Annotated in this window: 12 protein-coding genes and 1 rRNA gene; 3 read left to right on the top strand and 10 right to left on the bottom strand. The window is 72.5% G+C overall.

All coding sequences use genetic code 11. The features are described from left to right. The first annotated feature begins 13 nt into the window (after positions 1–13). Positions 14–1,642 (top strand): PucR family transcriptional regulator, encoded by a 1,629-nt coding sequence (locus tag ACWGDX_RS34380; protein WP_453632043.1) that lies wholly within the window; start codon positions 14–16, stop codon positions 1,640–1,642. 62 nt (positions 1,643–1,704) lie between these two features. On the opposite strand, the gene ACWGDX_RS34375 is transcribed toward ACWGDX_RS34380, so the two are convergent. The 5 genes from ACWGDX_RS34375 to ACWGDX_RS34355 all read right to left on the bottom strand — a co-directional run bounded on the left by ACWGDX_RS34375 (position 1,705) and on the right by ACWGDX_RS34355 (position 7,223). Beyond that, positions 1,705–2,796 (bottom strand): glycosyltransferase family 4 protein, encoded by a 1,092-nt coding sequence (locus ACWGDX_RS34375; RefSeq protein WP_453632041.1) that lies wholly within the window; start codon positions 2,794–2,796, stop codon positions 1,705–1,707. Between the two features lie 267 nt (positions 2,797–3,063). Beyond that, complete coding sequence (gene recN, locus ACWGDX_RS34370; protein WP_453632039.1) at positions 3,064–4,812, bottom strand: DNA repair protein RecN; 1,749 nt, start codon at positions 4,810–4,812, stop codon at positions 3,064–3,066. 72 nt (positions 4,813–4,884) lie between these two features. Next, positions 4,885–5,886, bottom strand: coding sequence for an NAD kinase (locus ACWGDX_RS34365; RefSeq protein WP_453632074.1), 1,002 nt, complete (start codon positions 5,884–5,886; stop codon positions 4,885–4,887). Positions 5,887–6,029: 143 nt separating this feature from the next. After that, positions 6,030–6,845 carry a TlyA family RNA methyltransferase gene (locus tag ACWGDX_RS34360; protein ID WP_453632037.1) on the bottom strand — a complete coding sequence of 272 codons (816 nt, stop codon included), beginning with the start codon at positions 6,843–6,845 and terminating at the stop codon, positions 6,030–6,032. A 36-nt stretch (positions 6,846–6,881) separates the two neighbouring features. Beyond that, positions 6,882–7,223, bottom strand: coding sequence for a hypothetical protein (locus tag ACWGDX_RS34355; protein WP_453632035.1), 342 nt, complete (start codon positions 7,221–7,223; stop codon positions 6,882–6,884). Positions 7,224–7,265: 42 nt separating this feature from the next. Here ACWGDX_RS34355 and ACWGDX_RS34350 point away from each other — a divergent pair, with 42 nt between their 5' ends. Beyond that, on the top strand, positions 7,266–7,613 hold the full coding sequence (locus ACWGDX_RS34350; protein ID WP_363084549.1) for a sterol-binding protein: 348 nt from the start codon (positions 7,266–7,268) through the stop codon (positions 7,611–7,613). A 66-nt stretch (positions 7,614–7,679) separates the two neighbouring features. On the opposite strand, the gene ACWGDX_RS34345 is transcribed toward ACWGDX_RS34350, so the two are convergent. Both ACWGDX_RS34345 and ACWGDX_RS34340 read right to left on the bottom strand, forming a co-directional pair. Further along, on the bottom strand, positions 7,680–8,519 hold the full coding sequence (locus tag ACWGDX_RS34345; protein WP_453632032.1) for an ABC transporter ATP-binding protein: 840 nt from the start codon (positions 8,517–8,519) through the stop codon (positions 7,680–7,682). Positions 8,520–8,851: 332 nt separating this feature from the next. Continuing rightward, positions 8,852–9,880 (bottom strand): HAD-IIA family hydrolase, encoded by a 1,029-nt coding sequence (locus tag ACWGDX_RS34340; protein ID WP_453632030.1) that lies wholly within the window; start codon positions 9,878–9,880, stop codon positions 8,852–8,854. Between the two features lie 107 nt (positions 9,881–9,987). On the opposite strand from ACWGDX_RS34340, the gene ACWGDX_RS34335 reads away from it, so the two are divergent. Further along, positions 9,988–11,382 (top strand): DUF1015 family protein, encoded by a 1,395-nt coding sequence (locus tag ACWGDX_RS34335; protein ID WP_453632028.1) that lies wholly within the window; start codon positions 9,988–9,990, stop codon positions 11,380–11,382. A gap of 73 nt (positions 11,383–11,455) precedes the next feature. On the opposite strand, the gene ACWGDX_RS34330 is transcribed toward ACWGDX_RS34335, so the two are convergent. The 3 genes from ACWGDX_RS34330 to rrf all read right to left on the bottom strand — a co-directional run bounded on the left by ACWGDX_RS34330 (position 11,456) and on the right by rrf (position 13,931). After that, positions 11,456–12,274, bottom strand: coding sequence for a hypothetical protein (locus ACWGDX_RS34330; RefSeq protein ID WP_453632026.1), 819 nt, complete (start codon positions 12,272–12,274; stop codon positions 11,456–11,458). Next, complete coding sequence (locus tag ACWGDX_RS34325; RefSeq protein WP_453632024.1) at positions 12,274–13,575, bottom strand: hypothetical protein; 1,302 nt, start codon at positions 13,573–13,575, stop codon at positions 12,274–12,276. The genes ACWGDX_RS34330 and ACWGDX_RS34325 overlap by 1 nt, the downstream gene beginning before the upstream one ends. 239 nt (positions 13,576–13,814) lie before the next feature. Next, positions 13,815–13,931 (bottom strand): 5S ribosomal RNA (gene rrf / locus ACWGDX_RS34320). Positions 13,932–14,138: the final 207 nt, after the last annotated feature.

The raw sequence follows: 14,138 nt of genomic DNA, 5'->3' as shown, positions 1-14,138 counted from the left end.
AGCCTCCGGCTTCATGGACAGTCAGGGCGGAATCACCGTACGGCGGGCGCTTGAGCTGCCGGGGCTGCGCGGTGGTCTCCCCGAGGTCGTCGCCTGCGCGGACCGGCTGGACCGTACGGTCCGCTGGGTCCACGCGGGCGAGGTCCCGAACATCGCCTCACTGCTCAAGGGCGGGGAGCTGCTGCTCACCACCGGACTCGGTCTGGGTACCCGCCCCGCCGACCAGCGCGCCTTTGTACGCAAGCTCGCCGACCGCGGGATCGCGGCGCTGGTGGTGGAGCTGGGGTCGCGCTTCGAACGGCTGCCGACGGCGCTCGTGGAGGCGGCGCGGGCGGCCGGTCTGCCGGTCGTACAGCTCCACCGGGAGGTGCCCTTCGTCTCGGTGACCGAAGAGGTGCACACCGAGATCGTCAACGGCCACTACGCGCTGCTGCGACAGGCCGAGGAGGTCCACCGGCGGTGCACGGAGGCGCTGCTGGACGGGGGCGGGGTGCCGCGGGTGCTCCGTATCCTCGCGGACTTCGCGGGCAACCCGGCCTTCCTGGAGACCGCGGAGGGGCGGCTGCTGTACGCGGCGGCGCCCGGCGCGGGACCGGCGGCGGCGGACCCGTTGCAGATCTGGGAGGGGCTGCGCGGCCGGCGGGCGGCGCGCGCCGCCGGACCGCCCGTGGGGACGGTGCTGGTGGATGTGCCGGGCGGCGGTCACGGTACGGGCGCGGTACGGGCCCGTCTGGTGCTGCCCGCCGTCACGGCGCCGCCGCTGCCGGTGCACCGTATGGCGGCCGAACGCGCGGCGGGCATCCTGGCGGTCGTACTGATGCAGGCACGCCAGGAGGAGGAGCTGGCGGCGCGGGGCCGTGGTGATTTTCTGACCGATCTGGCCGAGGGCCGGATCCTCGCCGAGGACGCGCCCGCGCAGGCGGGAGTGCTGGGTTTCAAGCCCGGTGAGGGGCCGCTGCTGCCGGTGGTGATGCGGCTGGGTCCCGGGCCGCTGCCGTCGGGCGACTGGGCGCTGCTGGCGCGGGCGGTGCTGGAGGAGCTGTCGTCGATGGGCGTCCCGGTGCTGCTGGGCGTCCGGCCGGTGGAGGGCCGGGTTCCGCTGCTGCTGGGACTGCGCGCCGAGGCGGAACGTACGCAGGTGGCCGACCGGGTCGCCTCGGCGCTGCGTACGGGGGTGGCGCGGGCCGGTCTGGAACGCGCGGGCGCGCAGCCGCCGGTGGTGATCGTCGGGGTCGCGGGCGGCTGGGCGGCGGCGGGCGCGGCGCTGCGGCACGCGGCGGAGACCGCGACGGCGGCGCAGGGCCTGCCCGAGCGCTCCTGGTACGACGCGCGCCGCCTGGACATCGACCTGCTGCTGTGGCGCCTGCGGGAACACCCGGACCTGGCCGCCTTCGTGGACCGCGCGATCGGCCCCCTGCGTACCCACGACCGCGCGTCCCGCCCCGCGCTGCTGCCCACGCTGGAGGTCTATCTGGCGCACGCGGGCCGCAAGGCGGAGACGGCCCGCGAGCTGCATCTGAACCGCCAGACGCTGTACAACCGGCTGGCCCGCATCGCCGAACTGCTGGGCACGGACCTGGACGACCCCCAGACGGTCCTGGCCCTGAGCCTGGCGCTACGGGCGAGACGCCACACGAAGTAAGGCGGGGGCGCGGGGTTCGGCGGCCCGGCCCCGGACGGGTCGGGGGCCGGCCGGCGGAAGCCTCAGCGGGAGCGGGCCGGAGGCTGGGCCAGTTCGTCGTATACGCAGAGCACCTGGGCGATGGTCTCGTCCTCCGTCGGCCAGGTCTCCGCCTGGGCCCGGCCCGCCTCGGCGAGCCACCGCCGGCGGCCGGGGTCGCCGAGGAGCCGGACCACCGCGTCGCCGAGGGCCTTCGCGTCCCCGTACGGTACGAGTTCCGCCGCGTCGCCGACCAGTTCGGGGATCCCGCCCACCGCCGTGGCGATCAGCGGCACCCCCAGCCGCAGTGCCTCCTGCGCGAGGACCGAACGGGCCTCCCAGCGGCTGGGCAGCAGGGCGATATCGGCGGCGGCGAGGAGTTCGGTGATGTCGTCACGGCGGCCGATCAGCCGCACCGGCAGTGCGCCGGTGTCGATACGCCGCTGGAGCCCGCCCCGTTCCCGGCCCTCGCCCGCGATGGCGAGCAGCGGCGCGGGGTCGAGGCGGCTCCATGCCTCGGCCGCGTCGAGCAGCGTGTCGTACCCCTGTTCCGGACTGAGGCTGCCCACCGCCATCAGCAACGGCCGCTCGACCGCGCCGAGTTCGGCACGGGCCTTGCTCTCGGGGCCGCCGGTCCACCGAGGTGCCGCGGGCAGCGCGGCCGGCGCGAGGCGCGCGTCGCGCGCCCCTCTGCTGCGGGCCCGGTCGACCAGATCCGACGAGGTGCCGAGCACAATGGCCGCCGCCCTGACGGCCCTTCGCTCCAGCAGCCGTACGAGATGGCCGCGTGGTCCTTCGGTCCGCGCGCGGGTGTGCAGGGTGACCACCAGCGGTATCCGCTGACCGCCGAGCGCGATCGCCGTCCGTACGGCGGCGTGCACCCCATGCGCGTGCACCACGTCCGCTCCGGCGCACGCGGCGCGCAGGGTCGCGACGGAGGCGGGGTCCCCGCGCCGGGGTACGGCGACATGGTGCGCCCCCGAACCGCTGAAGTCATAGATACGCTCGACATCCGCGGGGGCGCACACCGTGACGCGCACGCCCCGGGCGACCAGCCCCGCCGCCAACGATCGAACGTGCGCGCTGCTGCCCGCACTGCCACCGCCCAGCACCTGGACCGTACGCAGTTGAGTCACGTGGTCAAGGCTCCTGGATCGGGATCGGGGACACCGTCAAGGATGCCAGTCCGGACGTGCGTTCCGGCACGGCGGGGATGTCGTTCTTGTGTCCGGCACCGGGAGCGAGCGATCGGGACCACCCACATGGGTGAACCTCACCCCCGTGCACCGCCGGGCTTCCAGGCGGAAACCAAGCCCGTCCGGCGATTGAGGACAAAGCGGCCGTGCGGGACCGGGCCGCGGAGACGTCCCGGCCCGGCACGGTCACCGGCTCCGCCGCGGCCCCTAGCCGGGAGGTGTCCTCGCCGCCGCCAGCAGCTCCTCCGCGTGCGCCCTCGCCGTTTCCGAGTCCTCCTGGCCCGCCAGCATCCGCGACAGCTCCCGTACCCGGTCCTCGCCCTCCAGGACCGTCACCCCCGACCGCGTCACCGAGCCGTCGTTCGTCTTCTCGACCAGGAGCTGGCGGTCGGCGAAGGCCGCGACCTGCGGAAGGTGCGTCACCACCACCACCTGCGCGGATCTGGCGAGCTTCGCCAGCCGGCGGCCGACCTCGACCGCCGCCTTGCCGCCGACCCCCGCGTCCACCTCGTCGAAGAGATAGGTCGGTACGGGATCGGACCCCGCGAAGACCACCTCCACCGCGAGCATCACCCGGGACAGCTCACCGCCGGAGGCACCCTTGGCGATCGGCCTCGGCTGGGCGCCCGGGTGGGGGGCCAGCAGCAGTTCGACCTCGTCGGCGCCGTGCGAGCCGTACACCACGGAACGCCCGCCCACCACGATCCCGGACATCTCGTCCGCGGTCCCGGTCTGCCGGATGTCGAACGAGACACGCGCGTGCGGCATGGCCAGCGAGGCCAGCTCCGCCGTGACGGCCTCCGCGAAGCGCGCCGCGGCCTCCGTGCGGGCGTCGGTCAACGCCTGGGCGAGAACGGACAGTTCGTCGCGCAGAGCGTCACGCTCGGCCGTCAGCTCCGCGATCCGGTCGTCGTCGCTCTCCAGCTCGGTCAGCCGCGCCGCGCTCTCCTCGGCCCAGGCCAGCACGGCGGAGACGTCCTCGCCGTACTTGCGTGTGAGCGCGGTGAGGGCGGCCCGCCGTTCCTCCACGGCGGCCAGCCGCAGGGGATCGGCGTCCAGATCGTCCGCGTAGCCCGCCAGCTCGCCCGCCACGTCCGCCAGCAGGATGGAGATCTCCCCCATCCGTTCGGCGAGCCCGGCGAGCACCGGGTCGTGGGACCGTACGGCCTCCAGCGCCCGCCCCGCGCCCGCGACCAGCGTGGTCGCCTCGACGCCCTCCGGGTCCTCGGGATTGCCCGCGAGCGCCGCGTGCGCCACGGCCGCGGCGGACGCGAGCGCCTCCGCGTGGCCGAGCCGTTCCGCCTCGGCGGCGAGTTCGGTGTCCTCCCCCGCCCTCGGCTCGACGGCCGCGACCTCGTTCAGCCCGAAGCGCAGCAGATCGGCCTCCTGCGCCCGCTCACGGGCCCGGGTGGTCAGCTCCTCCAGCTCCGTGGCGACGGCCCGCAGCCTGCGGTATGCCGCCGTGTAGGCGGTGTGCGGCCCGGCGACCCCGTCGCCCGCGTACCGGTCGAGGGCCTGCCGCTGCCGCGCGGGCCGCAGCAGCCCCTGCTGGTCGGTCTGGCCGTGTACGGCGACCAGATCGTCCGCCAGCTCGGCCAGTACGCCCACGGGCACCGAGCGCCCGCCCAGATGGGCCCGTGAGCGCCCCTCGGCGGAGACGGTTCTGCTGATGAGCAGCGTCCCCTCGTCCAGCTCGGCCCCGGCCTCCTCGGCCCGTACGGCCGCGGGCGTGCCCGCGGCCATGGTGAGCCTGCCCTCCACGACCGCCGATCTGGCGCCGATCCGTACCAGCGCCGGATCCGCGCGTCCGCCGAGCAGCAGTCCCAGACTGGTGACGACCATGGTCTTGCCCGCGCCGGTCTCACCGGTCACCGCGGTAAAGCCTGGCGACAGCTCGACGACCGCGTCGTCGATGACCCCGAGCGACCGTATCCGCATCTCCTCCAACACGGTCATGACCATACGAGGTCCCCGCGCCGCCGCGCGACGGACCCCACCCCCGGTTCCCCGGCCGAGGGCCGTCCGCCCTCAGTGCGGTGCCCCGCGCCAGCCGGACACCGGCAGCGCGAACTTGGCCACCAGCCGGTCCGCGAACGACGCGTGGTGCAGCCGCGCCAGCCGTACGGGGACGGCACCGCGCCGTACCTCCACCCGGGCTCCCTGGGGCAGCTCGACGGTTCTGCGGCCGTCGCACCAGAGCACGCCGTTGGGCGTGTGCGCCTGCACCTCCACCGCGAGCACCGTGGTCGGCGAGGTGACCAGCGGCTTCGCGAACAGGGCATGGGCGCTGATCGGCACCATCAGCAGCGCCTCGACCTCGGGCCAGACGACCGGCCCGCCGGCCGAGAAGGCGTACGCGGTCGAACCGGTGGGCGTGGCGCACACGATGCCGTCGCAGCCGAAGGCGGTGACGGGCCGCCCGTCGATCTCCAGGACGACTTCGAGCATCCGCTCGGGCGAGACCTTCTGCACCGCCGCCTCGTTGAGCGCCCAGTCCCGGTGGACCACATCGCCGTTGCTGTGCACGACGACATCGATCGTCATCCGCTCCTCGACCTCATACGCACGGGTGACCACGCGGTTGACGACCTTGTCCAGATCGTCCCGTTCCGCCTCGGCGAGAAAGCCGACCCTGCCCAGATTGACGCCGAGCATGGGGACGCCCGAGGCCCGTGCGAAGGCGGCGCCGCGCAGCAGCGTCCCGTCACCGCCGAGCACGATCAGCAGTTCGCAGCCGTCGAGTACGTCGGGCGCGCCGTCGGGGACGGTCTCGACGGACGGCGGCAGCGGCAGATCCTCGGCCTCCGTGGCCAGGACGCGTACGCCGAGACCGTTGCGCACCAGTCCGTTCACGACCAGTTCGGCGCTGCGGATCGCCGCGGGTCTGCCGGTGTGGGCCAGCAGGAACACGGTGCGGTCGGCGTTCGCGGCTCGCGGACTCCCGGCGGTCTCGGTGGCCGGGGCGCTCGGGGCGGGTTCGGCGGCCGGGGTGTGCTGAGCGCCCGGCGTGACCGGGGCGCTCTCGGTGATCAGGGTGGCCCGGGTGGCCGGCGTGGTCCGGATGCCCTGGGTGCTCCGGGTGGACTGGGTGCTCCGAACGGTCTGAGTGCTCTGAACGGTCCGGGTGCTCTGAATGCTCTGCGCGGGCTCGGTGCTCTGCGCGGGCTGCGTGGTCAACGGGGTCCCTCCGCCACTGCACGGTCGACATCCGCCGGGTCCAGCTCGGGCGCTCCGGCGTGGAGCCACAGAAAGTACTCGACGTTTCCGGACGGTCCGGGCAGCGGGCTCGCGGTGACCCCCCGTACTCCCAGGCCCAGTTCACCGGCCCGCCGCGCCACCGCCCGTACGGACTCGGCCCGCAGCTCGGGACTGCGGACGACTCCCCCGCTGCCCAGCCGCTCCTTGCCCACCTCGAACTGCGGTTTCACCATCAGTACGAGGTCGGCGCCGGGTGCGGCGCAGCGCACCAGCGCGGGCAGCACCAGCCCCAGCGGAATGAACGAAAGATCCCCGACCACCAGATCCACAGGCTTCCCTTCGATCGCGTCGAGCGTCAACTCGCGTACGTTCGTACGATCCTTGACGGTGACGCGTTCATCGCTCCGCAGTGACCAGGCGAGTTGTCCGTAGCCGACGTCCACCGCGACCACATGGCCGGCGCCGGCGCGCAGCAGGACATCCGTGAAGCCGCCGGTGGACGCGCCCGCGTCGAGTGCCCGTCTGCCGCGGACCTCCAGACCGAGCGGGGTGAAGGCCGCCAGCGCGCCCGCGAGTTTGTGTCCGCCGCGCGAGACGTAGTCGGGATCGCCGTCGTCCGCGGTGACGACGACGGCGGCGCTCGTCTCGACCTGGGTGGCGGGCTTGGTCGCGGTGGCGCCGCCGACGGTCACCCGGCCCGCGGCGATGAGCTGGCTCGCGTGTTCACGTGAGCGCGCGAGGTTACGGCGTACCAGTTCGGCATCGAGACGGCGGCGTGCCAGTCCTGCCACGTTCGGTTCAGCTCCTGTGGTCGTACGCGAGAGGGATCACCGGGGGCCCTGCGGCCGGGGTCCTTGCGAGCCTTGTGGTCCGTGCGGGCCCTGCGGCCGGGGTCCTTGCGGACCCTGCGGCGCCGGACGCGCGTCGAGCGCGGTCAGCGCGTCACGCAGCCCCCCGTGTACATCCTCGTACACCTCGACATGTCCGTCCGTCGGCAGGTGGTCGGCGTCGCCGAGCCGGGCCAGCCGCCCGTCCACCCCGGCGTCGCCGGTCGGGGCGGTGCCCACCCCGAGCGGGCGGGGCGCCGCCGGGTCGTCCGTGGGAGTTCCCGCCGTCCCTGGCCCGCTCTCGGCCGGTCCGGCGGCCGGTCCCGCCATGGAGTCGCTCATGCCCAGACGCTACCCCGAAGCCCTGCGGTACCGTCGGTCACGATGGCGACGACGGAGGAGTGCCGCAGCGCGCTCGACAAGCTCTCGGACAATCTGGCACGCGCGGACGGGAAGGTCCGCACCGCGGCCGGGCTCGACCGTTCCCTGAGCTGCCACATCACGGATCTGGACCTCACGTTCACCGGCCGTCTCGTGGACGGCCGGATCGAGGTGGCCGACACCGTGCAGGGTCCGCCGCCTGAGAAGGCGGAGATCGGACTGGCCATGGCGGGCGACGACCTGGTGGCGCTGGTCGACGGCACGCTGAACTTCGCCCGCGCGTGGGGCTCGGGACGGGTCAGACTGGACGCGGGCTTCCGCGACCTGCTGCGCCTGCGCGCACTGCTCTGAGGCTTCTCGCTGCTCTGAGGCTTCTCGCGCGGGGGTGGTGCGCCTTGCGGCCCGGGTGCCGTCCTCTCACTTCTCCAGCGCTGCGGGCACGGCCTTCTCCAGCGGTACGGGTACGGCCCGCCGGGCCCGCCGGGCCGCCGGCACCACCAGCGGCGTACCCGTCTCCGGGTCCTCGATCACCTGGCAGCGCAGACCGAAGACCTCCTCCACGCGCTCGGGCGTGACGACCTCCGAGGGCGTACCCTCCGCCACGACCGCCCCGTCGCGCATCGCGATGAGATGCGTGGCGTAACGGGCCGCGTGGTTGAGGTCGTGCAGAACGGCGACGAGCGTACGGCCCCGGGTCTCGTGCAACTCCGCGCAGAGGTCGAGCACATCGATCTGGTGCTGGATGTCGAGGAAGGTGGTGGGCTCGTCGAGCAGCAGCAGCGGTGTCTGCTGGGCGAGGGCCATCGCGATCCAGACACGCTGACGCTGACCGCCGGACAATTCATCGACATAACGATCAGCCAGTTCGTCGACACCGGTCGACGCCATCGACTCCTCGACTGTCCGTTCGTCCTCCGGCGACCACTGGCGCAGCAGCCCCTGGTGCGGATACCGGCCACGCGCCACCAGGTCCGCGACCGTGATCCCGTCGGGCGCGATGGACGACTGGGGCAGCAGACCGAGGGTTCTGGCGACCTTCTTGGCGGGCATCGTGTGGATGGCGGTCCCGTCGAGCAGGACCTGTCCCCGGGAGGGCTTGAGCATCCGGGAGAGCGCCCGCAGCAATGTCGACTTGCCGCAGGCGTTCGGGCCGACGATCACCGTGAACGAGTGGTCGGGGATCTCCACCGACAGATCGCGGGCGATGATCCGCTGGTCGTAGCCGAGGGTCATCGATTCCGCGGTGAGTCGCTGCATGGTCGTACTCCTGGTGTCCGGGCCGGTGTCCGTGGCGGTGTCGGTGGCGGTGCGGGAGCCGGCCGGGGGTGCGGGACGGGTGCGGGTACGGGTGCCCGCGGGGTTCACCCGTCTCCGCTCATCTGCGTCCCGCACCGCCCCGTCCCGCACCGCCGCGCGCGGCGTACGGCGCTCGCGAGGGGGGACGGCGGGGGGATACCGGCTCCGCGCTCTGTTCCGGGGACTGTCGACCAATACGAGGTTAGGTTAGCCTACCCTCGCCCTTCACCGGCCCCTCCGTCCTCGTCCCCTCCGCCCTCGGCCCCTCCGTCTCGTACTGGCGACCGCCCGGCCTACAGACCGAGCCTCGCCAGCGCCTTGCCCACATCCAGCGTGCCGGAGCCGTCGCCCGCCTCCGTCCAGGCCGCCGCGCACAACGCGCGCAGCCCGTCCGGCGCCGCACCGTCCCCCTCCAGCGCCAGCGCGTTCCCGGCGACCGAAGCGGTCCAGCCGCCGCAGCCGAACCCGCCCTCCGTCCCGGTCACTTCGGGCTGCCCGGTCAGCAGCCCGCGCAGATCCTCGTCCACATAGGTCGGCCGGTGGCTGGGCCCGGCGGCCAGGAGCCGCGCCGCGTCCGTCACCCCGGTCAGTACGAGCAACGAGTCCACGCCCCCGTTGAACGCCCCTTCGATATCCGTGTCCAGCCGGTCCCCGACGACCAGCGCCCGCTTCGCCCCCGTCCGCAGAATGGTCTCGCGGTGCATCGGCGGCAGCGGCTTGCCCGCGACCTGCGGTTCGGCGCCCGTGGCGATCCGTACGACCTCGACCGCCGCGCCGTTGCCGGGCATGATCCCCCGCGCGCTCGGAATCGTCAGATCCGTATTGGACGCGAACCACGGCACACCGCGGTTGATCGCGTAGCAGGCCTCGGCGAACCGCCCCCAGGCCAGGTCGGGACCGCCGTACCCCTGCACCACGGCGGCCGGATCGTCGTCGGCCCGCTCCACCGGCTCAAGTCCGCGTTCGCGCAGCGCGACCCGTAGCCCCTCCCCGCCGATCACCAGCACCTTGGACCCCGCGGGAAGCTGCTCCGCGATCAGCCGGGAGACCGCCTGCGCCGAGGTGATGACATCGGCGGGCTCGGCAGGCGCGCCGAGTTCGGTGAGATGCGCCGCGACGGCGGCGGGCGTGCGGAGCGCGTTGTTGGTGACATACGCGAGGTGCATCCCGGCTTCCCGGGCCGTACGGAGCGACTCGACCGCGTGCGCGATGGCTTCGCCGCCCGCGTAGACCACACCGTCGAGATCGAGCAGAGCGGTGTCGTACGCCTCGTGCAGCGCGGTCGTACTCCCGCTCGGCCTGGTCCTGGTCTGCTCGCTCATCCGCCGTCCGTCCCTCGCTCGTGACAGCCACGTCGCACGCGTCCGTACTCCGTGGCGCTTCTCCCCCGATCATCGCTCATCCCCCACAGCCCACATACGATGCCCTGATGAACACAACAGGTCCCGCGGACAAGGGGCTGCGGCTGATTCCGTTCCACGGGCTCCGCTATGTCCCCGAACGGGTCGGCAGTCTCTCCGCCGTGACCTCCCCGCCGTACGACGTGGTCGTGCGGCCGGACGGACTGCACCATCTGGAGTCGGCCGATCCGCACAACATCGTCCGGCTGATCCTGCCGCAGGCCCCCACCCCCGACGAGCGCCACCGCCAGGCGGCGCGGACGCTGGGCCGCTGGCTCGCCGAGGGCGTGCTCGCGCCGGATCCCGAGCCCGCGCTGTACGTGTACGAGCAGTGCAGGGGCGAGCTGGTGCAGAGAGGGGTCATCGGGGCGCTGGCGCTCTCCTCGCCCTCCGACGGCATCGTGCTGCCCCACGAGGACGTCATGCCGGATGTCGTGGCGGACCGTGCGGCCCTGATGCGGGCGACCGCCGCGAATCTGGAACCACTGCTGCTGACGTACCGCAGCGGCGGCGAGGTCACGGGCTCTCCGGGGGTACCCGGGGTACCGGGCACAGTGGACGCGCGGGGCACCTCGGGCGCACCGGGCACGACGGTCACGAGCACACCAAGCAAAACACCAAGCACGGGCACACCGGGCACGGCGGGTGTCATCGAGCGCGCCATCCGCCGCCCTCCGCTCCTCGCCACCACCACGGAGGACGGCTTCAGCCATCGGCTGTGGTCGGTCACGGATCACGGCGACCTCGCGGAGATCTCCGACGACTTGGGCCACCACCAGGCCCTGATCGCCGACGGCCACCACCGCTGGGCGACCTATCTCAGGCTGCGCGACGAGCACCCGGAATCCGGCCCCTGGGGATACGGACTGGTCCTGCTGATCGACACGGCCCGCTATCCCCTCCAGGTCCGCTCCATCCACCGGGTGCTGCACCGACTGCCGGTCGGCCGCGCGGTCGAGGCCCTCTCCGGCTTCTTCCGTGTCCGTACGGTCGACGGCCCGCTCCCGGAGGCGCTCGACGCCCTCGCGGACGCCACGACCACGGGCAACGCGTTCCTGCTCGCCGGGGACGGCCGTTTCCATCTGGCCGACCGTCCGGACCAGGAACTGCTGGCGCGTACGGTCCCCGTCGACCGGCCCGCGGCCTGGCGGGCACTGGACGCGACCGTCCTGCACGCCACGCTCGTGGACCACATCTGGCGGATTCCGGACACGCCCGAGCACATCGCGTACATCCACGACACGGCGGCAGCCGTCGACAAGGCGGAGCGGGACGCCAGTACAGCGGTCCTGCTGCACCCCGTGCGCGAGGAGGTCGTACGGGAACTGGCGCGGCAGGGCGTCATGATGCCCCGCAAGTCCACGTCCTTCGGCCCCAAGCCGGCGACGGGACTGGTGCTGCGGAGTCTCGCCCCGGGTCACTGAGAGAGCGAACGCGTGTGGGTGGTACCCCGGCCGAACCCTGCCGGAGTACCACCCACACACCTCGACTCAACGCTCAGTGCTTGGTGTCGCGTTCGACTTCTTCATCGGCTTCCTCATCGACTCCGTCGTCGTCATCTTCGTCACCGTCACCGTTGTCCTCGTCGTCCACGACGTCGGTGTCGGTGTCGTCGTCCACGACGTCGGTGTCAGCGCCGAGGACGGGAGTGAGGTCGTCGTCCTCGTCCGTGTCCTCGTCGTCCTCGTCATCCTCCTCGACCATGGCGTCGACGAACTCGACCCCGTCCAGCTCCGCGAGCCGGTCCGAGGCGTCCGTCGCGCCGTCCTTGTCCGCCTCGATCGTCTTGGCGAACCACTCACGGGCCTCGTCCTCACGCCCGGCCGACAGCAGAGCGTCGGCGTAGGCGTAGCGCAGCCGAGCGGTCCACGGCTGAACGGAGCTGGACGCCAGCTCGGGGCTCTGGAGCGTCACGATGGCGGCGTCGATCTGCCCCATGTCCCTGCGCGCCCCGGCCGCGACCAGTCGCATCTCGACCTGGCCCGCCTTGTCGAGCTTCTGCACCTCGGGCTCGCCGGCCATCGCCATCGCCCGCTCCGGACGGCCGAGTCCGCGCTCGCAGTCCGCCATGACGGGCCACAGATCGACACTCCCGGTCATCCTCCGAGCGGCCCTGAACTCGGCCAGCGCCTCGGCGTACTTCTGGGTCGCGTACGCGGCGAAGCCCGCCGCCTCGCGCACGGCGGCGACCCTGGAGGCGAGCCGCAGCGCGATACGGGAGTACGCGTACGCCCGCTCCGGGTCCTCGTCGATGAGCTGGGCGACCATGACGAGGTTTCTGGCGACGTCGTCCGCAAGCGTCTTGGGCAGGCTCATCAGCTCCTGACGGACGCTCTTGTCGATCTCCTCGCCGGTGACCTCGTCCGGGATCGGCAGCCGCTTGATCGGCTCCCTGTCGCGGTCGCGGTCCCGGTCGTCACGGCGCTCGAAGCCGCCACGGCGGTTGTCGTCGCGGCCGCGGTATCCGCCACGGTCGCGGTCACCGCGGTCCCGGTCGTCGCGACGGCCATAACCGCCGCCGCCGGCGCCACCACCGCTCGTGGGCCGACCACCGCGATCGTCACGACGGCCGTAGCCACCGCCACCACCGGAACCGCTGGGACGCCCTGTCCCACCACCACGTGTGTCGTCGCGTCGCGGGCCGCTGGGACGGTCGTCACGACGGAACGTGGGGCGGTCGTCACGACGGTCATCATGCCGGGGTCCGCTGGGACGGTCGTCGCGGTGCGGAGCGCTCGGCCGGTCGTCACGGCGCCCGTAGCCGCCGCCACCGCCCCGGCTGTCGTCACGGCGGAATGCGGGCCGGTCGTCACGACGGCTGTCATCACGACGGAATGCGGGCCGGTCGTCACGACGGGTGTCGTCACGGCGGAATGCGGGCCGGTCATCGCGGCGGCTGTCATCACGACGGAACGTGGGGCGGTCATCGCGGCGGCTGTCATCACGACGCGGACCCGTCGGGCGGTCGTCGCGGCGAGGGGCACTGCTGGGACGGTCGTCGCGTCGCCCGTAACCACCACCGCCACCGCCGCCGCCGGAACCAAAACTCGGCCGAGCACCACGGTCACGGTCATCACGGCGGGGCCCACTCGGCCGGTCATCCCGACGAGGACCGCTGGGACGGTCATCACGCCGAGGCCCACTCGGCCGGTCATCACGTCGAGGGCCGCTGGGGCGGTCGTCACGACGGAAGCCGGGGCGGTCGTCACGACGGTCATCACGCCGGAAGGCAGGCCTGTCATCACGCCGGTCGTCCCGACGCGGACCGCTCGGGCGGTCGTCACGACGAGGACCACCGCTGCCGGGACGGTCGTCACGCCGCCCATAGCCACCACCGCCGCTGTTACCACCGGCCGGCCGGCCGCCACGGTCGTCACGGCGAGCGTAACCACCGCTGCCGGAAGCGGAACCGGAGCTGGAGTGGGGACGGCCGCCACGGTCGTCGTCGCGACGCGGTCCGGCGGGCCGGTCGTCGCGTCCACCGCGATATCCGCCACCCCGGTTGTCGTCGCGGCGACTGTCGTCACGTCGGCCGTCATCACGGCGACTGTTGTCGTCACGACGGAAACCACCACGGTCCCGATCATCACGTCGCGGACCGCGATCGCGATCGTCACGGCCTCCGCGGAAGCCGCCCCGGTCACCGCTGTCCCGACGGCGCTCATCGCGCTCGGGACGGTCGTCGGAGGAGTTGGGGGACATCGGTTGGGCTCCTGTCTTCGGGTACCGCAGTCATTCTCGCGCAGTCGGCCTTCCGATGCGCTTCGGGTGAAATGGGGAATGGGAGGGAGAACGGGAAAAACAAAAAGGACCCATGGTCCAGCATGAACGCTGGACCATGGGTCCTTGAAAGATTGTTCGGCGGTGTCCTACTCTCCCACAGGGTCCCCCCTGCAGTACCATCGGCGCTGTGAGGCTTAGCTTCCGGGTTCGGAATGTAACCGGGCGTTTCCCTCACGCTATGACCACCGAAACCCTATCGGGCCACCCCACAAAGCTGGGGTATCGGCACTTAGCGAACAAGCACACTCTTCAATTGAGTACATACTGGTTCAACCGGTGCGACTGTTCGCAACCCGGGAACCACACAGTGGACGCGAGCAACTGAGGACAAGCCCTCGGCCTATTAGTACCGGTCAACTCCACCAGTCACCTGGCTTCCATATCCGGCCTATCAACC

It is taken from the genome of Streptomyces sp. NPDC055025 (assembly GCF_053608565.1).
The sequence above is the reverse complement of the archived record's forward strand: the minus strand, read 5'-3'. Positions and strand labels throughout refer to the sequence as shown.